Below are 22,288 nucleotides of genomic sequence, written 5' to 3'. Positions count from 1 at the left end.
TAGTTACGGGGGAATGTCTTTTGGGCATTCCCTCGTTTGTTTTATTTTTAATTTCGAATATAATGTTTTAAATTTGTTAGTAGCGGTAAAGACCGGAACCATGTTGACATCCCACTATATTAACTTGGCAGATATGGTTCTGTGTCGATCCGATGGCCGAGAAATATTACTCTTCGAGTTCTTATAATTATTGTACTAATAGCCCTATTTTGTTTATTGATCCGGCTGGAAGATTTTTTGTACTTATTGATCATACGGGAATTACTTTGAAATGAATTGATTTTTAAGATGGTTCCGATGCTATTTTGCAGGTAGCTTTATTATGAAACATTTTTGTTTAAAACAAATTTGTTTCATATATTTGTTTCATAAAACGGATTTTACAATGAATACACCATTTATTTTCGGAAGAATAGCCAAGGCGGAAAATTTCACCGACAGGGAAAAAGAGACCGCGTTGCTGGTCTCTAATTTTAATTCACTCATCAATACGATTATAATCTCTCCGAGACGTTGGGGGAAAAGTTCTCTTGTTGCCAAGGCTGCCGATATTGCAATTTCGCAAAATGAAAAACTCAAGATTTGTAAGATTGACCTTTTTAACGTGCGCAATGAAGAGCATTTTTACGAGCTCCTTGCTATGAACATTCTGAAAACCACCTCTTCGAGATGGGAAGAGTCTATTGATTCGGTTAAAAAATTTTTCACCCGAATTATTCCCAAAATTGTTCTTGCCGGTGATACGCGAAACGAAATCTCTCTTGAGTTCGATTGGAATGAAATAAGAAAAAATCCAGATGAGATTTTAGATTTAGCTGAACGAATTGCGATAGACAAGGGAATTCGTATAGTTGTATGTGTCGATGAATTCCAGAATATTGCCGAATTTAATGATCCGCTTTACTTTCAGAAAAAACTGCGTTCGCATTGGCAGCAACATCAATATGTTTCTTACTGCCTCTATGGAAGTAAACGACACATGATGCTCGATGTATTTACCAATTCGTCAATGCCGTTTTATAAGTTTGGTGATTTGCTGTTTCTTGAAAAAATAGACACCCCTTCGTGGGTTGCATTCATCACGGAACAATTCTCAAAGACAGGTAAAATCATAACCGAAACACAAGCACGCCTGATTGTCGGCTTAGCAGACAACCACCCGTACTATGTTCAACAGCTTGCGCAACAAGCATGGCTTAGGACAAGTGATTCTTGCACGGAAGAGATTGTAAAAGAGGCTCATATCACTATCGTCGAACAATTAAGTTTATTGTTTGTAACGATTACGGAGTCGCTAACCAATAATCAGATAAACTTTTTAAAAGCAATGGTTGCGGGAGAAACAACATTGTCATCAGCCAAGGTGATTGCTCATTACCGCTTAACGTCGTCCGGTAACGTAACTCGTTCAAAAAAATCTCTTATAGAGAAAGATATTTTGGACAATAAAGCGAATAAGCTTTCGTTTCAAGACCCGATGTATTATTACTGGCTTAAAAATCAATATTTTGCATGTGGGTTATAGTCGGAGATATAACCGTCAAACATGGGAGTACTCCGCTTTCGTTCTTTGAATATGGGTATATATTTTTTAATATAGTTAATTGTCAGATGTTTGTGTGAGCTAAAGTTGGGTTATTGAGAGCTGCGCTTTACTAACATGTACAATTTTTGTGGATTTGCTGGTGATCTAAAAAAACTTGATGATGGTTCTTGGATGTGATTTTTGTCACCCCAAAAGAACCGTCCCTGCAAATCACTAATTTTTTGTTTGAATTTATCGTGTAGTAATCCGGAGGGAGAGGGGTGTTGGTGTAAGGGGAACTTGGATAAAAGCTGTTTGTTTCTCTCAATTATTCCTAAATAGATTCTTTGTATAAGATATTGTTCGTATATTTGCGAACAATATAAAAGTATGAAAAAGCCAGAAATGAGTAAACAGGAGAGATTAGCACGGATTGCCAAAGCAATGGGACATCCTCACCGTATAGCAATACTTTCTTTTCTTGCAGGTCAGGATACCTGTTTTTTCGGTGATATTCACGAGATTTTACCCATTGCCAAAGCAACCGTATCACAACATCTCAAGGAGTTGAAAGATGCCGGGCTGATTCAGGGGGAAATTGAAACACCCAAAGTAAGATACTGTATAAATAGAAGAACCTGGGACTTGGCCCGCGAGCTGTTCCAGAATTTCTTGAGAGAATTGCCGGAAAATAAAGATGTATGCTGTTAGCATATATTTTTTATATATAATGTTCGCAATATTACGAATGATAAATAATTACAATTTATGGATAAAAATAAGATCAAAGAGATGGTAAGGCAAAAATACAGTGAGATAGCCTTACAAGATAAAGAGACAAATCAATCCTCCTGTTGTGGTTCCGGCGGATGCTCCACGGAAGTATATCGTATTATGAGTGAGGAGTACAATGAACTCGATGGTTACAATCCGGATGCCGACTTGGGGTTGGGGTGTGGTCTGCCTACTCGATACGCGAAAATTAGAAAAGGGGATACCGTGATAGATCTGGGGAGCGGTGCCGGAAATGATTGTTTTGTTGCAAGAGCGGAAACCGGGGAAACCGGAAAGGTAATCGGTATTGATTTTACTCCTGCCATGATTGCCAAAGCCAGAAAGAACGCTGAAACGCGAGGTTTTAACAATGTCGAGTTTCGGGAAGGGGATATCGAAAATATGCCGGTATCGGATGAGGTTGCCGATGTTATTGTCAGTAACTGCGTTCTTAATCTCGTACCCGATAAACGTGCCGTGTTTGCCGATATTTACAGAGTATTAAAGCCCGGAGGGCATTTTAGCATATCCGATATCGTTCTTACGGGTAATTTGCCGGAGAAGATCAAATCGGCGGCTGAAATGTATGCCGGTTGTGTTGCAAGTGCCATCGATAAAACGGAATACCTCGGTTATGTCGCGGAGGCGGGATTCACGAATGTAATCCTTCAAAAACAAAAACCGATTATAGTACCTGACGATATACTTAAGCGTTATTTGAGTGATAACGAGATTACAGAATATAAAGCTAATCCGACGGTAATTTTCAGTATCACGGTTTACGCGGAAAAGCCAAAATCTTGTTGTTTGTCGAATAGTTGTTGTAAGTAAATCATAAGTACCCCGTAAACCTTGTCATAGTAGCTTACAAATTCGTTTTGCAAGAATTCGGATTATTTTTTATAAAGTGTGAAAGCGCATACGGCTATAGAAAATACGCTATAGTCCAATAGTGTTTTTATATTTAAAAAGAACAGCATAGAAAAAGCGGACGTCAATCATGGGATGCCGCAAAGAAGAGTAGCCAAACGTTTTTGGAACCCTATCAATAACCGTATGCCGAGAATGATTTTATAGATTTATATGTTTCAGCCGGGTATATAGATGTATCGCTGATTTTCAATGTTATCCTCTATGGGTGACTGATTTTATATTTTATTGTAAGTTAAAAAAAATTATTATATTTACGAAGTTGTTGAAATAAATGTTGTTTGTGAGGACATGTGTGATAACAAATGAATATTTGTAGTATGAAAATAGAAATTTTAGATTCAAAAAAACAGATCGGACTTTTATTATTGAAAGGAGTTTGGTTGTGCTCGTTAGTAGGGCTTGCAATCGCTCTTTTTATGGTAATTCAATGTTACGTGACCGGGGAAACCGGTGAAGTTTTGGGAAAACAGTTGTTTTATACTAAAATAGGGTTTGTCGCGTCTACTTTACTCGGAGTCGCTATGATTTTCACGCGTCGTTATGTTAATAAAGCCGTGCTGCAGGTTATCCGGTTTACGGGAATTTTTTACGGCATTTGTTTGGGAAGACTTACCAAAGATATGAGTAATAGGCATTCAGGCGGTATGGCTTGGAGCGATCTGACCGTAGAGTGGTATAATGTCGTTGCGATTTCTATCGTCATTATCGTGCTTTTGTTTACTTACCATTGGGTTTATATCCGGGTTAGACGGGAAACGGTATAAACAGATGTTGATTTTATGAAGGAAAATGTACATGTATCATTGGACGAGGAGGGGATTAGAGTCACGATATTATCCTTGGAGAAACAGGCTTTAGAGCGATGGAATCATGGAGATCCGGATGGGTTTATAGAGTTGTCATCCGATGATGTCGTTTACTTCGATCCCGCTTTGGAAAATAAACTTGAAGGTAAGAAAGCCTTAGAGGAATATTATGATCGTGTCCGGGGGAAGGTTAAAATAGATTTGTATGAGATGATACGGCCTGTTATATTGTTATCCTCGGAGACTGCCGTCTTAGCGTACGATTATGAGGCTCATGGGGATGGGCAGGTGTTTAGAATGCATTGTACAGAGGTGTATAAGTCAGATTCATCCGACCGATGGCGGATCGTGCACACGCATTGGTCTTTTGTCTTGCCTAACCATTGATGTTTTTCGGGGACGGTTTCAAGCACGAAAATGTATTTTGAAACCGTCCCCGAAAATACCCGAGGGTTATTCGGTGATTTCGCTTTGCTGGTCTTCTTCCAGGACGAGGTTGATTTTGTATTGGTGTTTGCCGGAATAATCGGTCGCCTGAGAGGTGGTGACTTTCAGGTGGTCGGCGGGGATGCCTTGGGTTGTCAGGTAATTGAATGTCTGTCTGTTGCGTAATTCTATCAAACGATTTATTTGTGATTCCACAAATGCCGCAGACAGGAGGGACCGTGTTTTTTCCTGTACGGAAAGGGTGGAGATACTTGGGTCTACCTTGCTGTTCAGGTAGCTGTTGAAGTTCGGGTCTTTGGTTTCGATTTCCATAATTTTAGCGTAATCGATGGCTTGTAGCGTGGTATCGCTTTTTTCGGAATGTAGTGAAAGATAGTAATCTTTTTTGATATCGAACAGGGCTATCTCGTTGTAAGCGGCTTCCCGGTCGATCTCTTGTTCCAGGGTCAGCGTCATGTCCGGTTTAGCCTTGATTAATTCCGTTAAGGCATTGAAGGTGGAATATTGTTCGGATGTGAAATCCCATTGGGTGGCAGTCAGGGGAATGGAACTCAATTTGTCGGGAGAGAAACCTAATGAATTGGCTAAAAAAGAGACGGGAGACACGGCTACTTTGATCAGAAGGTTTGTCAGCGTTTTAAAGATGAGTTTACGGTATGAAAATTCGGGAGAGGAGATATTTCCGCTGACCGGAAGATTCATGTTGATTTTATCGTTTTTGTCTTTGATCAGGTAGAGGGCCGTTTTTAAAGGAAGGTTATACTCTACTTTAAGTCCTTTTTGTTTGTTTTCCAATTCGCAAGCGAATACGTCTAATGAGTTACGCCCTTCCAATTGGCTTTTCTTCACCGTGTTTATGCTGGTGAACGCAAGGTTCCCTTTTCGGATCGGGTAACCGAAATATTGTAAGCAGTAAGGGGTAAATTCGATCAGGTTCAGGTTTTTGATAGCTAACGTCAGATCCAGGTTGCTGATGTCGTCCAGTTTACCTTTCCAGTTGATATAGGCTGATCCACCGTCCGGTAATTTCGTTTGAAGGCGAATGTGGTTAACGCCCGATAGAGTCAACGTATCGGAAATGATACTTAATTTGTCCATGCGAAAAGAGAACGGCTTGTGCAGGGTATGATCGTTAAACGTGAAATCGGATTCGGTTACGGCTAATTTTCCCAAACGTAAATCCATGGGGATAGCGGTCGTGTCCGGTGCGGCGGTCGGTGTTTCGGGCACGGTATCCGCTGGCGTTCCCGATTCTTCTTTGAGAAATGCCGTGTAGTTATTGTGGTCGGAGTAGAGTTCGAACGAGGAGCTGAATTTATGGATGGCTAACGCGTTGAAACGGAACTTAGCTGTTCCGGGATTGATCTCTTCTATATCCAGACCGACAGAGTCGATAGAGACTATTTTTTGTGCTTTTTCATCAGTGATATGTAATTCTCGTAAAGAGGTAAGCCCTTTTATCGAGATGTCCATGATGTGGTTCGTGTTTCCCGCGATTTCCAAATCGGCGGAGAGCGAGCCGTTCAATCGACCGATCTTCACGTAATCCGCCAGGTAAGCTTGGAGATTGTCGATGGCGAAATTGTTTAAATTCAAATGAACCAGATACTCTCCGTCCGTCAGATTATATTGGGTTTGAGTCTGTAATGAACCTCCGTTACTGAAATTTAAATTAATGCCTACATCTGTATTTTGTCCGCTGAAATAGACTCCCGGAATACGCAGGTTCATATCTTCCATATCCCATAGGGAGTTGCGGATCAGATCTTTGTATCGTATATGTCCTCCCGCGAGATTAATATTGTAGATGGCTATTGCCAGGGAGGAGGTATTTGAAGTCGTATCTTCCGGAGCTGTGAGCGTATCCGTCGAATGTTTTTTCAACAGATCGGTGAAGTTGAATGTCTCGCCTTTTTGCCAAAGGTTTACTTTCGGATTTATAAGTGATATCTCGTTTATTCTTAGTTCGTTAACGATTAAACGATACAAGGAGAGATCTACTACTAACGTGTCGAACGAGATAAAGGTATCGGAATCGTTTGTTTCATACAAGGTAAAACCGCAAATCCTGTTATAACCCGTGAAAAGATTGGCATAGAGTTTTTCTATCGTTACTTTGCGGCCGATTAATTCTTTCCCGTGTTTATTAATGTAGTTTTTAGCGATAGGCGGGGCTATTAAAATACCGATAATTATCAGACTAAAAAAAATAACCAATGTGATAATAATAATCTTAGTGATCTTCTTCATGATTTTAATTTTTATCTATAAATCGTCATAAATCCAATCGCGAAATTATCAAAAAAATGCAAAATGGATCCTTTCGGCAGTGGTTTTAAGTCTAATTCTTGCTTGAGTTTTTGGTATATACTATAGAGGATTCCATAGTTTCAATTTTTTATTAAAAAGAGTGATTTAGTTCGATTTTGTTACTTAAATGATTAAATCCTGTTAAAAATTAAGTTAAAATAGATTTTAGAGTCACCCTTTTGCTACCCTTTGGTGTTATATAAGCAGAAGATTAAAATTGATGATACTATGTTGAAAATTATTTTAGTTGTTGGGATGTTATTATTCAATTTGGTAGAAGTTGAAGCCCATGAGAAAGAGATGGTGGCATTGGATGAGTTGGTACGAAAATTTGAAGCAAATCCGGCAGATGCACAAAATACGATTCAATTATTGAAAGAATTAAAAAATCAAGGTAAGCCGAATAGTGATGTGGTAGAGCGCTATTTTAAGACTCAGAGCGAGACGGATTACTTGAAAGAGTATAACTGGTCTATTATTCGGGATTTCGTGGATGATGTCGATGCGCCGCAGATAAAATATTTGTTCAAAAACCAACTTAAATTTATACAGTCTTATTCTAAAGATGATGTTTTCCAGAAGTTGGATAACGTATTAGTAGGGCATCTGGAGCGTTTTTACGATAAGGATAAGATTCAATACCGGAATTATTTGGAATCGTTGAAAAAATCCGGATACGAACATTACGATGTGGTTGCTGATTATTTTTATATCCGGGAATTACGTTCGGAGCGTAAATCGGAAGATTATTTTTATAAAGCCCGGAAGCTTTTCCGTTATTTTCCGGAGAATCGCAAAATGATCAAAGAGATCACGGATGGAGCGTTAGAGATCATGAATGATGTTTCCAGGTTAAAGGTAATACAGTTATGGGCGGGTAAGACCGTAGAGTCTGCTAAGGATTTCGATGCTATATACAATTACGCCTTGATATCTCAAAAGTGTGGATTTAAGGATGTTGCTGAGAAATACGCTCGTTTGGCCAATGCTATCGCTGAAAAATCGAAAAATCAGAACTTTCAGGAGAAGGCTCGTAAATTGATGCAAGTAGTAAGATAGTCTTTGATTCGTAATAAAAATATAACGGAGGGTAATCGCGGTGGTTATCCTCTTTTTTTATATCTTCGCAATTGAACAGAAGAGTAAAAGAATGGAAAAGAAAGGTTTGATTATTGCTGTTGACGGTTATTCATCCACCGGTAAAAGTACGGTTTCCAAGATTTTAGCGGCACGTTTGGGGTATACCTATATCGATACGGGAGCGATGTATCGAATGGTAACCTACAGGGCGATATCCGAGGGTATGCTGTCGGTGGACGGAGTGGATGACAAGCGATTGAAAGAGGAGTTGCAAAGGATTGTTTTTGGATTTAAATACAACCGGGAGAAAAATCGATACGAATCTTATTTGAACGGGGTTTACGTGGAGGATGCGATCCGTCGGATGGATGTATCCGATTCTGTCAGTTTGATCGCGGCGATTCCTTATGTGAGAGAGGTACTGGTACGTAAGCAACGGGAGATGGCCGAAGAAGGGGGTGTCGTGATGGACGGGCGGGATATAGGAAGTGTCGTGTTTCCTCATGCGGAAGTTAAGTTCTTTATGACGGCTGCTCCGGAAATACGGGCTCAGCGCCGTTACAAAGAGTTGGTGGAGAAGGGGGAAAAGGTGACTTATGAAGAGGTTGAAGAGAATGTTCGTAAACGAGATTATATCGATGAAAACCGGGAGGTCAGTCCGTTGAGGAGGACACCGGATGCTATCGTTATTGATAACGGGAAGATGTCTATCGAGGAGGAAGTGTCGGAGATGTTGAAAGTGATAAAATCAAAATATGAAGGTCGAGATTGATGAGAACTCTGGTTTTTGTTTTGGTGTCGTCAATGCTATCGAAAAGGCAGAGGAGGAGTTGACGCGCGGTCCTCTATACTGTATCGGGGATATCGTACATAACAGCCTGGAGGTAGAACGACTGAGAAAGTTGGGGTTGTATACGATCGATCATGAGGTTTTTGCCCGTTTGAAGAATTGCCGGGTATTGTTCCGTGCTCACGGAGAGCCGCCCAGTTCTTACCGGATGGCGGAGCAGAATCACGTGGAGATCATAGATGCATCTTGCCCTGTCGTGTTGAATTTGCAGCAAAAGATTCGCAAGGCTTTTTTAACGGAAAAGGAGGCTCAGGTTGTTATATACGGGAAACGGGGACATGCTGAGGTAAACGGTTTGGTCGCTCAAACGAACGGGGAGGCCGTGGTCGTGGAAGATGAAACGGATATCGAAAATATTGATTTTTCCCGTCCGGTTATATTGTTTTCTCAAACGACCAAAAGTTTAGACGGTTTTCGGAGTATGGTGGAGAGGGTTAAAGCCAGGGCCAGGAATTCGGTAACCGTAAATGATACGATTTGCCGGAAGGTGGCGAATCGTATTCCTCAATTAAAGGAGTTTGCGGCTCGTCATGATGTGATCCTTTTTGTGAGCGGGGAAAAAAGTTCGAACGGCAGACAACTTTTTGCGGTTTGTCGGGACGTGAATCCCCGTACTTATTTTGTTCAGGGAGAGGATGATATCCGTGAAGAGATGATCCGGGATGCTCGAAGTGTAGGTATTACGGGAGCGACCTCGACACCTCATTGGGTTATGGAGGCTATTTTACATCGGTTGGAAACAGACCCTTTTTAATTATATAAGACCGTTTTAAACAATAACGTTTATCAGGAGATTACTATGGGAAGAATAAAAAAAATAGGTGTTTTAACCTCAGGAGGTGATGCGCCGGGAATGAATGCCGCTATTCGTGCGGTTGTAAGAGCTGCTATTTTTAATGGTTGTGAAGCTTATGGTATTTATGACGGATATGAAGGATTAATTTCGGGTAATGTGAGACGTTTGCAATCTCATGACGTGAGTAATATTATACAACGGGGGGGGACGATATTGAAAACGGCGAGGAGCGAAGCTTTCCGGACACCGGAAGGACGGACTCAGGCTTACGAGTGTTTGAAAAAGCATGGTATAGATGCCCTGGTAGTTATCGGGGGTGACGGAACTTTTTCCGGGGCTCGCGAGATGATACAGGAACATGATGTGCCTATTGTGGGGATACCCGGAACGATCGATAATGATCTTTACGGCACGGATTATACGATCGGTTACGATACGGCGGTGAATACGGTGGTGGAAGCTGTCGACAAGATCAGGGATACGGCAAGTGCGCATAACCGTTTGTTTTTTATCGAGGTCATGGGACGCGATGCGGGATTTATTGCCTTGCGCTCGGCTGTGGCTACGGGAGCGGAGGCCGTTCTTGTCCCGGAGATCAAGACGGATTTGGATGCGTTGAATCAGTATTTGGAACACGACTATAAGCCACATAAATCCAGCGGCATCGTGATCGTGGCTGAGGGTGAGAAATCAGGAGGGGCGTACACGATTGCGGAAAAGATATCTGAGAAACATCCGGATTATGATGTACGGGTAACGGTTTTAGGGCATATTCAACGAGGTGGTTCTCCTTCTGCCTTTGACCGGGTAACGGCCAGTACGTTAGGAGTCGCGGCCGTAGATGCTTTAATGGACGACCAGATGAGTATTATGGTAGGGATCATGAATAAAGAGGTCGTGCACGTACCTTTCAATAAGGCGATAAAAAATTCCAAACCGTTAAATCATAATCTGTTGGGGCTTTTGGAAATACTGTCGATTTAATTGCAGATTTTAGATTGACGGATTAAAGGATCGGGGGATTGAGAGATTACGTGATTAGGGTGATTACGTGATTGAGGGATTAGAAAGATTGACGATGGTGGATGGTAACTTAAAAAACGGCGTTCAATTTACAATTAGAGCGTTTGATATAATCGTAAATATAAACTTGAAGTTTTAGCTTGGTTTACGCGGATGTTATTGTTCCTTTGGGAGTAGAGGGCTTTTTTACGTATTCGGTACCGGAAGAATGGGAGCATGCGGTAACGAAAGGGGGACTTGTTGCTATTTCCTTTGCCGGGAAGAAGCGGTACACGGGCGTCGTGTACGCTTTACATACTCAAAAGCCGGAAGGGATTACCGTAAAGCCTATAGATCGGGTGATGGAGGCGGGATTTATTCTTTCGGAAAAGCATTTGAAGTTTTTATTGTGGATGAGTGAATATTACATGGCTCCTGCGGGAGATGTCATTCGGGCTGCCTTTCCTGTTGCCATGCGTTTGGAGAGTCATACCTGTGTGAGGTTGACGGAGACGGATATTGAAGATAAGATATTTAGCGATGCCGAAAAAAAAGTATTGAATCTGTTGCGTCCGGGAGAGTTTCTTTCCGTCACGGAGATTGAAAAGTGCTTAAAGAGTAGTCAGGCGGTTAATATTGTAAAGAGTCTGTTAGATCAGGGGGTGGTTACGATAAAGGAGAAAGTTGATGATCTTTTTAAACCCAAACGGGAAAAAAGGGTTTGTTGGGCGCATCGATTTGAAGAGGAGGAGTTATCCCGTTTGTTAGATACCTTAAAGAGGGCCCCGGTACAATACCGTATGTTGTGCAAATGGATTGATTATTGCGAGGTACAGGGTGTGGATTTTATCATTAAAGAAGATTTTTCCCGTTTGATCGGGAACTCTGCGGTAGCCTTAAAGTCTTTATGCGACCGGGAAATATTGAAAATAAATTCGGTAGAAGTCCCTTGGCATGACGAGGATGAACGGGGTGAAAGGGAGGTTAACAGGCTTTCGGATACCCAGGAACTCGCTTTAATGCAAATCCGGGATTCTTTTAAAAAGAAAGATTGTGTTTTGTTGCAGGGGGTGACATCTTCCGGCAAAACCGAAGTATATATTCATTTGATACGGGAAGTATTGGCTCAAGGCAAACAGGTGTTGTACCTGTTGCCGGAAATTGCGTTGACCGTACAGATCGTGAGGAGATTACAAAAAGCTTTCGGTAATCAGGTCGGGATCTATCATTCGGGTATGTCCGACAGGGCCCGGGTAGAGATGTGGAAAAAACAAAACGGAGATGCTCCGTATCGACTCGTGTTGGGGGTGCGTTCTTCTGTTTTCTTGCCTTTTCAGAAGTTAGGCTTAGTCATTGTAGATGAAGAGCACGAGAGTTCTTATAAGCAAAAAGAGCCTTCACCCAGGTATAACGGGAGGGATGCGGCGATTATGTTGGGAAAGATGTTCGGGGCTAAAATCGTTTTGGGATCAGCGACACCCTCTTTCGAAAGTTACGGGAACGCGATGAGTGGAAAGTACGATTTGATCCAGATGAATATCAGGTACGGAGACGTGAAAATGCCGGAGTTGGTTTTTGCCGATATGAAGGAATTTCGTCGGAAAAAGTTGATGAAAGGTGCTTTTACTCCGGTATTGTACGAAGAGGTAAAACGGGTATTGGAAAAAGGGATGCAGGTTATCTTATTGCAGAATCGAAGAGGTTATTCTACTTATTTGCAGTGTGACCGTTGCGGTGCGATTCCCCGTTGTAAGCGTTGCGACGTAAGTATGACCTATTATAAATACAGGAGTACCCTGAGTTGTCATTATTGCGGAAGTCTTCGTCCCGTTCCGTCTTTATGCGAGGAGTGCGGACAGGGACGTTATATTCAGCGAACTCCCGGAACGGAACGTATCGAAGAGGAGGTGTCGGAGCTTTTCCCCGGGGCCCGGGTGGCCAGGATGGATTTGGAGGCGATGAACAGCAAGACGAAGTACAAGATGTTGATCGATCGTTTTGAAGCGGGGGATTTCGATATCTTAATCGGAACGCAGATGGTTTCCAAGGGACTCGATTTCGAGCGGGTGAAGTTGGTCGGAGTGATGGATGCGGATAGTTTGATAGGATACCCTGATTTTCGTGCCGAGGAGCGTACTTACGCTATGTTGACGCAGGTCAGCGGGCGAAGCGGGCGGAAAGGAGAGCGGGGAAAAGTTGTCATACAGCTTTCGGATCCGGATAACCGGGTTTACCAATGGGTGGCGCGGGGGAGTTTTTCTCTTTTTTATGAAGCCTTAGCCCGGGAGCGGGAATTTTTCGGGTATCCTCCTTTTGGCCGTTTGATACAATTGGAGTTGCGTCATAAGGATGAGCTTCTACTTCGTCGTGCCGCTAACGAGTTGGCGGAACGGTTGAGGTCGAGATTGGCTGGACGCGTGTATGGACCTGCCGTTCCTGAAGTTTCGCGTATTCGGGAAATGCAACGGATTCAGTTGTTAATAAAGGCAGAACCCGCTTTATCCTTATCCAAACTGAAATCTTTTCTGAAAGGGGCGATCGTCGAACTGCTTACTCTTAATAATTACCGGACGTTGAAGGTGTATTTTGATGTGGATCCCATGTGATCCGTCGGATTTGGCAAGGAAATGGAAGTTGCTTCTCGGGTTGACGGTTTATATTATTCCTGCTTTGTCGCGTGCTTTGGTGCGGATCGGGAGCATAGGGGCGACTAATCTTTTTTTTACGTGTGTTAATATTCATTTTTGCACTTTTATGTTCGTAACCAGTCGCCTTAAATTGGTCCGTCAAGGGAAACGAAAGGATCGGATAAAATAGCAAACGTCGGTTATCGGGAAATTTTGGAAGAGGTTACTATTTTTTTGGGAAAAACTTAAAGTTAGCATTAACATTTTTTAGCGGACCCATTTTAACATTTGGGTGAATAATCTTTACTTTTGAGGAAACCGAAAAAATAAGGTGGTAAATTACTTAGTTCGGTGTGTCTTTTGAAACATGTAGCGGGGGTTTTACGTTACGTGTTATTATGAAAAGTGGAATTATAAATTTCTAATTAAAATATTAAGTATATGAATACTGTTGATATTAAAGCATTAAATGAACGCATACAGCAGGAAAGTTCGTTCGTCGATATGATAAACATGGAGATGAATAAGGTGATCGTAGGCCAGAAGCATTTGATCGAAGGACTTATGATCGGCATGTTATCAAACGGGCATATTTTATTGGAAGGTGTTCCCGGGTTGGCGAAAACATTAGCAATAAATACGTTGGCTCATATTATCAATGCAAAGTTTAGCAGAATTCAATTTACTCCGGATTTATTACCGGCCGACGTGGTGGGTACTATGATCTATTCTCAGAAGAAGGAAGAGTTTGTTGTGAAACACGGACCGATATTTGCAAACTTTATATTGGCCGATGAGATCAACCGGGCTCCGGCAAAGGTACAATCGGCCTTACTGGAAGCCATGCAGGAACGTCAGGTTACCATTGGGGATATGACTTATAAATTGGACGAACCTTTTTTGGTGATGGCCACTCAGAATCCGATAGAGCAGGAAGGTACCTATCCGCTACCGGAAGCGCAGGTAGATCGTTTTATGTTGAAGGTAGTGATCGATTACCCGAAAAAGGATGAAGAGAAATTAATTGTCCGTCAGAATTTGGAAAAGAGTTTTCCGGAAGCCAACACGATATTGCAACCGCAAGATATTATGCGGGCACGCGAAGTGGTGAAAGAGGTTTACTTAGATGAGAAAATAGAGAAATACATTGTAGATATCGTTTTTGCAACGCGTTATCCTCAGGAACACGGGTTGGAGAAGTTTGTCTCTATGATCGCTTACGGGGCTTCTCCTCGAGCAAGTATCAGTTTAGCCAAAGCGGCACAGGCTTATGCCTTTATAAAACGTAGAGGTTATGTTATACCGGAAGATGTGAGGGCTGTTTGTCATGATGTATTGCGTCATCGTATCGGTTTGAGTTACGAGGCAGAGGCCAATAATTTGACGAGCGAGGATATTATCAGCGAGATATTGAACACGGTAGAGGTACCTTAATCGATTTATGGTTTCGGGTAGAAACAGGATCCCGATCAAGTACCAGTTTTGAGGCTGGAATTTCGAATTTAAAATCGGTAAATCTAAAATGAATTAAGGTGGAAACTTCAGATCTGTTAAAACGAGTCAGAAAAATAGAGATCAAAACCCGGGGGTTGTCGAAAAATATTTTCGCGGGAGAATATCATTCGGCCTTTAAAGGTCGAGGAATGACTTTTAGTGAAGTTCGGGAATATCAATACGGGGATGATATCCGGAGTATCGATTGGAACGTGACGGCTCGCTATAATCATCCTTACGTGAAGATATTCGAAGAAGAGCGGGAGCTGACGGTCATGTTGCTGATTGATGTAAGCGGCTCCCGTAACTTCGGTACGATTTCGAAATTAAAGAAAAATCAAATTACCGAAATTGCCGCGGTTTTGGCTTTTTCTGCCATACAGAATAATGATAAAATCGGAGTTATTTTCTTTTCGGATAAGATAGAGAAATTTATTCCACCCAAAAAGGGAAGAACTCATATCTTACATATTATTCGGGAGTTGATAGATTTTAAGCCTGAAGATAAGCGGACCAATATAACGGAGGCTTTACAGTATTTGACCAATGCTATAAAAAAGCGTTGTACTTGTTTTTTAATCTCTGATTTTATGGATGATCATGATTTTGAGCATCCTTTAATGATTGCGAATAAAAAACATGATATCGTGGCGTTAAGGGTATATGATCCTCGGGAAAATGAGATTCCTCCTGTCGGGCTGATGTATTTAACGGATGCGGAGAGTGGCGAACACATTTGGGTCGACACATCCGATCGCCGGGTGCAGGAAGATTATCGCCGTTATGTATTTGACCGGGAAAAGGAGTTGGATCGTGTATTCAAACATTCCGGGGTAGACGTCGCTTCAATCAGTTCTGACGAGGATTACGTGAAGTCCCTGATTGCTTTATTTAAACGCCGGGGAGCCGGTTATTAAACATAAAAATGCGGCGGAAGAAGAAATATAAAAGCAAAAGATGAACATGAAAAATAAGTTAGTTATATTGATTGTTGTTTTGCTGGGATGTATCGCGGGTGTGAAGGCGCAAAACATTGAATATATTGCCGAGTTGGACACGAACTACATCATGATCGGCGACCAGATTCATTTGAAAATGAAGGTGAAGGCCGATCCGGGTGTTCGGGTCGTTTTTCCGTTGTTGAAAGATACGATCGTTAGCGGTGTCGAGGTTATTTCCGGTCCTGTACGGGATTCGATCAGGGAGAAAGACGGTCGTATGTTGATACAGGAGGCTTACCTGATCACTTCCTTCGATTCAGGGGTCTACAGGATACCACCCTTGCCTATCCAAGTGGAAAAAGAGAGTTATAACAATGTGTTGCGGACAGATCCCATGCAATTGATCGTAAACACGTATGCAGTGGATCAGCAGAAAGGAAATTACGATATCGTCATGCCGATAGCAACGCCTTGGACTTTTGCCGAAATCTTACCTTATCTGTTATGGGTTTTATTAGGTCTTGTGATTCTGTTGCTGGTTTGGTGGATCATTAAAAAGCGTAGGGCCAATAAGCCTTTGTTTGCTATCGAAAAACCGGCTATTCCCCCTTATGATTTGGCAATGAAAGCCTTGAACGAAATCAAGGAGGAAAAATTATGGCAAAGTGGAAAGACAAAGGAGTATTATACGCAATTGACGGATGCGATCCGGAATTATTTGGATGGAGAGCTGGATATTCCGGCTATGGAGCAGACTTCGTTCGAGACCATGCGCTCTTTGGAGGGGTGCAGGGAGGTGGCCGCACCGTTGAAGGATAAGTTAGGGATGATGTTTGAGACTGCCGATTTCGTGAAATTTGCCAAGGCGATGCCGTTACCGGATGAGAATGCCCGGAATTTGGATATCGCTTTTGAGTTTGTCAACCATACGAACGAGCAGGTACAGGAGTTAAAAGAGCGGGAAAAGCAGGAGAAAGAGAGCCGCGAGCGGGAAGAACGGGAGAAGGAGGAGGCTGCACGAAAGGAAGCGGAAGAGGGAGAAGAAAAGTAGAATTGATTTGAAAATATATTCATTTGTAGATTTGGAAAAGAGCGATTCTTTCGAGAGCGTGAACTTTTTCAAATGTCGAATGTTCAAATGAAAAGATTATGTTTGGATATGAATTTGCAAGCCCTGGGTATTTTTGGATATTGTTGGTATTGATACCGATGATTATCTGGTACGTACTGAAGGAGAAAAGTTCGCATGCTGATTTGCAGTTTTCTTCTATCAGGATATTTAAAATGATGAAACGGGGCAATCGGATTTGGGCTCGTCATTTGTTGTTTGTCGCGAGAGTGCTGGCCATTGTATTTTTAGTATTTGCCCTTGCCCGTCCTCAGTCCAGTAACAGCTGGCAGACTTATAACAGCGAAGGTATCGATATCATGTTAGCTTTGGATATCTCCGGAAGTATGCTGGCACGGGATTTTACTCCAGATCGTTTGGAGGCTGCCAAAGAGGTTGCCACGAAATTTATACTGGAGCGTCCGCAGGATCGAATCGGTTTGGTGGTTTTTGCGGGAGAGAGCTTTACCCAAAGTCCGCTGACGACGGATCAGGCCGTGTTAGTCAATGTGATGAAAGATATTCATAGCGGGATGATAGAGGATGGAACGGCGATAGGATTGGGGTTGGCCAATGCGGTGAATCGTTTGAAAGACAGTCCGTCCAAGTCGAAGGTAATCATTTTGCTGACGGATGGAGTAAACAATCGGGGGGCTATTGCTCCGATGACGGCTGCCGAGTTGGCTAATACTTTCGGTATTCGTGTTTACACGATTGGCGTGGGGTCTTTGGGAGAGGCCCCTTATCCGGTACAGACTCCTTTTGGCGTTCAATTGCAACGTATGCCCGTGGAGATCGATGAAGATGTCTTGACGCAGATTGCCAATATGACAGGAGGAAAATATTTCAGGGCGACCGATAATGCTAAATTGGCTCAGATATACCAGGAGATCGATCAATTGGAAAAAAGTAAGATAGAAGTAAAGCATTTTAGTAAGAAAAACGAGCAATATTTTTATTTTGCTTTGATCGGAGCTTTATTGTTGATATTGGAATCCGTATGTCGGTACACGTTGTTGCGGAAAATTCCGTGATCGTTATCGAGGAGATGTTATATGAATAGTATTGAACATGTGGTTTACCACTTAAAAAATAGAAGGTATGTTTAGATTTGCGCATCCTGACTTGTTATATTTATTGATTGTCATTCCGCTATTAGTTATATTTTATATCGTGACGGTAAGGCATAAGAAGAAGGCGATAGCAGAATTTGGAAATCCGGATTTGCTAAACGGTTTAATGCCTTTATTATCCTTTAAGAGGGGAGCTTTGAAGTTCGTTCTGATCTTGATTGCGCTCCTTTTTATCATATTGGGTGTTGCGGGACCTCAGTTCGGATCCAAGTTGCAGCAGGTGAAAAAAGAGGGCGTGGAGTTGATTATAGCCTTGGATGTTTCCAACTCGATGTTGGCACAGGATATAAAACCCGATCGCTTAGAGGCTGCCAAGCAAGCGATTTCTCGTATGGTGGAAAAGTTGAATAATGATAAGATCGGTTTGATCGTTTTTGCCGGTGATGCTTATGTGCAATTGCCTATTACAACGGACTACTCTTCTGCCAAGTTATTTTTATCCGGCATAAGTACGGATATCGTACCGATTCAGGGAACAGCTATAGGTAACGCTATCGATTTGGCATCCAAATCGTTTACACCGAACACGGAGGCTTCTAAAGCAATCATTGTGATTACGGATGGAGAAAATCATCAGGATGATGCCGTTGCCGCGGCCAAAGCAGCCCGGGAGAAAGGGATATATGTACATACGATAGGAATGGGACTACCGCAAGGAGGACCGATTCCGGAAAAAGGAAATCCAGGTCAATTTATGAAGGACGGTTCGGGAAATGTAGTGATTTCCAAGTTGGATGAAGAGACGTTAAGGGCCATAGCCAAAGCGGGAGAAGGTATGTTTGTACGGGCAAGTAATTCGAATGTCGGATTGACAACTTTGTTGGACGAGATCAATCGAATGGATAAGACCTTGTTGGAAGAACGGGTATACAGCGATTATTCAGAGAAATATCAATATTTTATCTTAATAGGTTTATTATTCGTATTACTTGAATTTATCGTTTTAGGGCGTAAGAATAAGAATCTATTGAAGATTAATATATTCGGTAATGAGGAAAACGTAAAAAATTAGGAGTATGATGAAGACAATAATACTGATAGCGGTTGCCTTGATGATGAGTTTGACATCGTGGGCACAACAGGAGAGAAAGTTCATCCGTGGCGGAAATAACTTGTTTCATAAGCAGGATTTTGAAAAAGCGGAAGTGGAGTATCGGAAGGCTTTGGATAAAGAAGTGGATTCTTATGAGGCGGCTTTTAACTTAGGTGATGCCATGTATAAACAGAAAAAATACGATGAGGCATTGCAACAATTCATGTCTTTGACCAAGGACGAGACGAATAAGGAGCGGTTGGGTGAGTTGTATCATAATATTGGCAATACTCTATTGTCTATGAATAAGTTAGATGAAAGTATAGAGGCTTATAAGCAATCTTTACGGAATCGTCCGAACTCTCCCGAGACCAAATATAATTTAGAGTTTGCCCGTAAACAAAAGCAAGATCAGCAAAACAAGGATGATCAGAACAAGGACCAAAACAAAGACCAGAACAAGGATCAACAGAATCAAGATCAAAACAAAGACCAGCAAAACAAGGATCAAAATCAGCAAGATAAAGAGCAACAGAACAAGGATCAGAATAAGAATCAACAGAATCAAGATCAAAACAAAGACCAGCAGAATAAGGACCAGCAAAACAAGGATCAAAATCAGCAAAATAAAGAGCAGCAGGGACAGGGAGCGAAGATTTCCAAGGAAGATGCCAAGCGTTTGTTAGATGCTTTGGAAGCTGACGAGAAGAAGACGCAGGAGAAGGTACAAAAAGAGAAAGTTCAGGCTCAGAAAGCGAAGAAAATGAAAATAGAAAAGAATTGGTAATTTTGTGTATTCTTAGAGGCTAACGGACACGTTTAAAAAAAGAACAATGAGGTCATTTATAATTGCAATAGTCATATGTATTTTAGGGGGAGTAAAGGGATTTGCCCAGGATGTTAAACTGGAGGCCTCTGCTCCGAGTGTCGTGGGTGTTGGAGAACAGTTCAAATTAGTTTATACGCTGAGTAAAAAGGGTGAGAATATGAAATTACCCACCTTAAAAGGATTTGAATTGTTGATGGGACCTTCCGTGAGTGAAGCCCAGAACGTTACAATTATTAACGGTAAAGCGACAGTAGAGGCATCGGTAACCTATTCTTATATATTAATTGCCGATGAAGAGGGTGAATATACTATCGATCCGGCCACGATCGTTGTGGATGGTAAAGAGATTAAGTCTAAATCATTGAAGATAAAGGTCGTGAAAGACGAGGGTACTTCTCGAGTAAATCGGGGCCAAGAGCAGACCGACACGCGTGAGGTATCCGGACGAATTACGGAGGATAATTTATTCTTGCGGCTGGAAGTTAACAGAAGCAGTCTATACGTGGGCGAGAGTTTAGTGGCTACATTGAAGGTATATTCGAGAGTGGATTTGAATGGTTTCGGGCGTACGAAGTTTCCCGCTTTTGACGGATTTCTCGCTGAAAATGTAGATGTTCCTCGTGTCGAACTGAAGAGAGAAGAGTATAATGGGAAAATTTACGATGTCGGCGTGTTGAAGCAGGATGTTCTTTTCCCTCAGCATGCCGGTGTCCTGACGATAGAACCTTTCGAGTTGGAGTGCAGAGTGCAGCAAAGGGTGGGCGGTTCTCCGGATTTTTTTGATAGTTTTTTCGGAAATACACGTACGGTAACGGTATTACGACGTACGAAACCGGTAAAAATAACCGTAAAAAATTTGCCGGAAACCGGGAAACCTTTAGGGTTTAGCGGGATGGTCGGAACATTGAGTATGTCGACTTCTTTGTCGCCCGATACGTTGAAGGCGAACGATGCATTGACTTATAAAGTGATATTCAAGGGAACTGGTAATTTGAAATTACTGGAAGCCCCGAGAATCTCCCTGCCTCCTGATTTTGATATATTCGATCCTAAGGTTACCAAGGATCTGCGGACAACGGTAAGCGGTTCGACGGGTACGGTTACCTACGAATACCTGATTATACCTCGTTTCGCGGGCGATTATACGATACCATCCATTGAATATTCTTTCTTCGATCCTTTAGCGGCTAAATACAAAATATTGAAAGGAAAGGAGTATAAGGTACATGTTTTAAAAGGAAATGATACGGGAGGAGGAGTACAGGGAGGTGCCGTACAATCCTTTAAAAAGGAAGATGTAAGGATGTTGGGGGAGGATATTCGCTATATTAAGACGGGAAATAGTGCTTTAAAAGCGAAAGGAGTTCAATATTTTGCCTCGACGGCCTATTGGCTGAGTTTCTTGATACCTTTTATCCTTTTTGTCATAGGAATGATATTGAATCGTCGTAGGATCAAGGCGAATGCGGATTTGGTAAGAGTGAAGAGCAAGGCTGCCAGCAAGATGGCGCAAAAGCGTCTGAAAGCTGCTGCCGTGGCAATGAAAAGTGGTAATTCCGAGTTATTTTATCAGGAAGTATTGAAAGCTTTATGGGGGTATGTCAGTTTCAAATTGAATATAGAAGTTTCGGAGTTGAACCGGGACAATATCAACGAACACCTCACGAAACGGGGAGCTTCTGCCGAATTGATACAAAATTTTATAGATGTTTTGGATCATTGTGAATACGCTCGTTATGCTCCCGGAAGCAATCAGGGAGAGGAGATGGATAAGGTGTATAAAGACGGTTTGACTGTCATTACGAAATTGGATAAGGCTTTGTAAATTCGTAAATCTGAAATTATGAAAAAAATATATATCATATTGTGTTTGCTTTCATTGAATCTGAGTGTGTTTGCTGTTGATGTGAAGGCGTTGGAGGGAGAGGCGAATAAGCTGTATCAGGACGGAGATTATCAGAAAGCAATAGAGTTATATAATCAGGTTTTAGATGCGGGAGTGGAGTCTTCTGCAGTTTATTACAATCTGGGAAACAGTTATTATAAGGCGGGAGAGATTTCCAAAGCGATTTTGAACTACGAGCGGGCTTTGGTTTTGAATCCGGGAGATAAGGATACGAAATATAATTTGACGCTGGCTCAGAAAGCGACGGTGGATAAAATTAAAGTTTTGCCGGAATTGTTTTTTGTTCGTTGGTATAACTCTTTTGTTTCCACTTTCTCGGCTGACCAATGGGCTTATTTTTCCGTGGCTTTGTTCATCGCCTTTTTGATAATGGCGGCCTTGTTTTTCCATTCCAATTCGATAGGTTTGAAAAAAACAGGTTTTACGGTGGGAATTGTTTTACTACTATTGACTGCGGTGACTATTTTCTTTGCCACGAAACAATATCATCGGGTGTCTGATCGGAATTACGGTATTGTAATGACTCCGAGTGTCGTTGTGCGAGGTGCTCCCGATAGTAGCGGAACGGAGTTATTTGTGGTGCATGAAGGATTAAAAGTTCAGATCGTAGAATCTTTAGGGGATTGGTATAATGTCCGGATGGCCGACGGAAATGAAGGGTGGATTATGAAATCGGATCTGGAAAAAATTTGAT

General features: G+C 41.9%; 20 protein-coding genes. 19 read left to right on the top strand and 1 reads right to left on the bottom strand.

Annotated elements, in window-relative coordinates; genetic code table 11:
• The 6 genes from PGR74_RS13730 to PGR74_RS13705 all read left to right on the top strand — a co-directional run.
• On the top strand, positions 1-187 hold a 187-nt coding region (locus PGR74_RS13730), incomplete at its 5' end, for a hypothetical protein (RefSeq protein ID WP_270517338.1).
• A 198-nt stretch (positions 188-385) separates the two neighbouring features.
• Positions 386-1,525, top strand: coding sequence for an AAA family ATPase (locus PGR74_RS13725; RefSeq protein ID WP_041504526.1), 1,140 nt, complete (start codon positions 386-388; stop codon positions 1,523-1,525).
• 390 nt (positions 1,526-1,915) lie between these two features.
• Positions 1,916-2,236 carry an ArsR/SmtB family transcription factor gene (locus PGR74_RS13720; RefSeq protein WP_041504525.1) on the top strand — a complete coding sequence of 107 codons (321 nt, stop codon included), beginning with the start codon at positions 1,916-1,918 and terminating at the stop codon, positions 2,234-2,236.
• A 57-nt stretch (positions 2,237-2,293) separates the two neighbouring features.
• A complete protein-coding gene (locus PGR74_RS13715; RefSeq protein ID WP_041504524.1) occupies positions 2,294-3,130 on the top strand; it encodes an arsenite methyltransferase in 837 nt (278 codons plus the stop codon).
• A 419-nt stretch (positions 3,131-3,549) separates the two neighbouring features.
• The gene (locus PGR74_RS13710; protein ID WP_041504523.1) at positions 3,550-3,996 is read left to right on the top strand and encodes a hypothetical protein; all 447 of its coding nucleotides are present in this window, start codon (positions 3,550-3,552) and stop codon (positions 3,994-3,996) included.
• 15 nt (positions 3,997-4,011) lie between these two features.
• A complete protein-coding gene (locus PGR74_RS13705; protein ID WP_041504522.1) occupies positions 4,012-4,425 on the top strand; it encodes a YybH family protein in 414 nt (137 codons plus the stop codon).
• 66 nt (positions 4,426-4,491) lie between these two features.
• Here the strand turns inward: PGR74_RS13705 and PGR74_RS13700 are convergent, their stop codons facing one another.
• Positions 4,492-6,735: a DUF748 domain-containing protein gene (locus PGR74_RS13700; RefSeq protein WP_041504521.1), complete on the bottom strand. Its 2,244-nt coding sequence runs from the start codon at positions 6,733-6,735 to the stop codon at positions 4,492-4,494.
• A 288-nt stretch (positions 6,736-7,023) separates the two neighbouring features.
• Between PGR74_RS13700 and PGR74_RS13695 the strand changes: the two genes are divergently transcribed.
• The 13 genes from PGR74_RS13695 to PGR74_RS13635 all read left to right on the top strand — a co-directional run bounded on the left by PGR74_RS13695 (position 7,024) and on the right by PGR74_RS13635 (position 22,287).
• The gene (locus PGR74_RS13695) at positions 7,024-7,854 is read left to right on the top strand and encodes a hypothetical protein (RefSeq protein ID WP_041504520.1); all 831 of its coding nucleotides are present in this window, start codon (positions 7,024-7,026) and stop codon (positions 7,852-7,854) included.
• A gap of 91 nt (positions 7,855-7,945) precedes the next feature.
• Complete coding sequence (gene cmk / locus PGR74_RS13690) at positions 7,946-8,647, top strand: (d)CMP kinase (protein WP_041504519.1); 702 nt, start codon at positions 7,946-7,948, stop codon at positions 8,645-8,647.
• Positions 8,631-9,479 carry a 4-hydroxy-3-methylbut-2-enyl diphosphate reductase gene (locus PGR74_RS13685; protein ID WP_041504518.1) on the top strand — a complete coding sequence of 283 codons (849 nt, stop codon included), beginning with the start codon at positions 8,631-8,633 and terminating at the stop codon, positions 9,477-9,479. Before cmk ends, PGR74_RS13685 begins: the two co-directional genes overlap by 17 nt.
• A 45-nt stretch (positions 9,480-9,524) precedes the next feature.
• Positions 9,525-10,505: a 6-phosphofructokinase gene (gene pfkA / locus PGR74_RS13680; protein ID WP_041504709.1), complete on the top strand. Its 981-nt coding sequence runs from the start codon at positions 9,525-9,527 to the stop codon at positions 10,503-10,505.
• 179 nt (positions 10,506-10,684) lie between these two features.
• Entirely contained in the window at positions 10,685-13,129 is a 2,445-nt protein-coding gene (priA, locus tag PGR74_RS13675; RefSeq protein WP_041504516.1) for a replication restart helicase PriA, read from the top strand.
• A gap of 462 nt (positions 13,130-13,591) precedes the next feature.
• Positions 13,592-14,584: an AAA family ATPase gene (locus tag PGR74_RS13670; RefSeq protein ID WP_041504514.1), complete on the top strand. Its 993-nt coding sequence runs from the start codon at positions 13,592-13,594 to the stop codon at positions 14,582-14,584.
• Between the two features lie 98 nt (positions 14,585-14,682).
• Positions 14,683-15,561: a DUF58 domain-containing protein gene (locus PGR74_RS13665; protein WP_041504513.1), complete on the top strand. Its 879-nt coding sequence runs from the start codon at positions 14,683-14,685 to the stop codon at positions 15,559-15,561.
• Between the two features lie 46 nt (positions 15,562-15,607).
• Positions 15,608-16,636, top strand: coding sequence for a BatD family protein (locus PGR74_RS13660; RefSeq protein ID WP_082027426.1), 1,029 nt, complete (start codon positions 15,608-15,610; stop codon positions 16,634-16,636).
• A gap of 98 nt (positions 16,637-16,734) precedes the next feature.
• A complete protein-coding gene (locus tag PGR74_RS13655) occupies positions 16,735-17,727 on the top strand; it encodes a vWA domain-containing protein (protein ID WP_041504511.1) in 993 nt (330 codons plus the stop codon).
• A gap of 67 nt (positions 17,728-17,794) precedes the next feature.
• Positions 17,795-18,838, top strand: a complete 1,044-nt coding sequence (locus tag PGR74_RS13650) for a VWA domain-containing protein (protein ID WP_041504510.1) — start codon at positions 17,795-17,797, stop codon at positions 18,836-18,838.
• 4 nt (positions 18,839-18,842) lie between these two features.
• On the top strand, positions 18,843-19,646 hold the full coding sequence (locus PGR74_RS13645) for a tetratricopeptide repeat protein (protein WP_052634883.1): 804 nt from the start codon (positions 18,843-18,845) through the stop codon (positions 19,644-19,646).
• A 46-nt stretch (positions 19,647-19,692) separates the two neighbouring features.
• On the top strand, positions 19,693-21,513 hold the full coding sequence (locus PGR74_RS13640) for a BatD family protein (RefSeq protein ID WP_041504509.1): 1,821 nt from the start codon (positions 19,693-19,695) through the stop codon (positions 21,511-21,513).
• A gap of 18 nt (positions 21,514-21,531) precedes the next feature.
• The gene (locus PGR74_RS13635) at positions 21,532-22,287 is read left to right on the top strand and encodes a tetratricopeptide repeat protein (protein ID WP_052634881.1); all 756 of its coding nucleotides are present in this window, start codon (positions 21,532-21,534) and stop codon (positions 22,285-22,287) included.
• The last annotated feature ends 1 nt before the right edge of the window (position 22,288 follow it).

The organism is Sanguibacteroides sp. AM78-02pH3A, from assembly GCF_027666085.1.
Lineage (GTDB): Bacteria > Bacteroidota > Bacteroidia > Bacteroidales > Marinifilaceae > Gabonibacter > Gabonibacter massiliensis.
Note: the sequence above shows the minus strand (reverse complement) of the source record. Positions and strands in the feature narration are given on the sequence as shown.

What these genes read in the sequence shown, in the direction of transcription:
- PGR74_RS13725 (WP_041504526.1), top strand. Translation starts at nt 386, where the DNA reads ATGAATACACCATTTATTTTCGGAAGAATAGCCAAGGCGGAAAATTTC.
- PGR74_RS13720 (WP_041504525.1), top strand. Translation starts at nt 1,916, where the DNA reads ATGAAAAAGCCAGAAATGAGTAAACAGGAGAGATTAGCACGGATTGCC.
- PGR74_RS13715 (WP_041504524.1), top strand. Translation starts at nt 2,294, where the DNA reads ATGGATAAAAATAAGATCAAAGAGATGGTAAGGCAAAAATACAGTGAG.
- PGR74_RS13710 (WP_041504523.1), top strand. Translation starts at nt 3,550, where the DNA reads ATGAAAATAGAAATTTTAGATTCAAAAAAACAGATCGGACTTTTATTA.
- PGR74_RS13705 (WP_041504522.1), top strand. Translation starts at nt 4,012, where the DNA reads ATGAAGGAAAATGTACATGTATCATTGGACGAGGAGGGGATTAGAGTC.
- PGR74_RS13700 (WP_041504521.1), bottom strand. Translation starts at nt 6,735, where the DNA reads ATGAAGAAGATCACTAAGATTATTATTATCACATTGGTTATTTTTTTT.
- PGR74_RS13695 (WP_041504520.1), top strand. Translation starts at nt 7,024, where the DNA reads ATGTTGAAAATTATTTTAGTTGTTGGGATGTTATTATTCAATTTGGTA.
- cmk (WP_041504519.1), top strand. Translation starts at nt 7,946, where the DNA reads ATGGAAAAGAAAGGTTTGATTATTGCTGTTGACGGTTATTCATCCACC.
- PGR74_RS13685 (WP_041504518.1), top strand. Translation starts at nt 8,631, where the DNA reads ATGAAGGTCGAGATTGATGAGAACTCTGGTTTTTGTTTTGGTGTCGTC.
- pfkA (WP_041504709.1), top strand. Translation starts at nt 9,525, where the DNA reads ATGGGAAGAATAAAAAAAATAGGTGTTTTAACCTCAGGAGGTGATGCG.
- PGR74_RS13670 (WP_041504514.1), top strand. Translation starts at nt 13,592, where the DNA reads ATGAATACTGTTGATATTAAAGCATTAAATGAACGCATACAGCAGGAA.
- PGR74_RS13660 (WP_082027426.1), top strand. Translation starts at nt 15,608, where the DNA reads ATGAAAAATAAGTTAGTTATATTGATTGTTGTTTTGCTGGGATGTATC.
- PGR74_RS13655 (WP_041504511.1), top strand. Translation starts at nt 16,735, where the DNA reads ATGTTTGGATATGAATTTGCAAGCCCTGGGTATTTTTGGATATTGTTG.
- PGR74_RS13650 (WP_041504510.1), top strand. Translation starts at nt 17,795, where the DNA reads ATGTTTAGATTTGCGCATCCTGACTTGTTATATTTATTGATTGTCATT.
- PGR74_RS13645 (WP_052634883.1), top strand. Translation starts at nt 18,843, where the DNA reads ATGATGAAGACAATAATACTGATAGCGGTTGCCTTGATGATGAGTTTG.
- PGR74_RS13640 (WP_041504509.1), top strand. Translation starts at nt 19,693, where the DNA reads ATGAGGTCATTTATAATTGCAATAGTCATATGTATTTTAGGGGGAGTA.
- PGR74_RS13635 (WP_052634881.1), top strand. Translation starts at nt 21,532, where the DNA reads ATGAAAAAAATATATATCATATTGTGTTTGCTTTCATTGAATCTGAGT.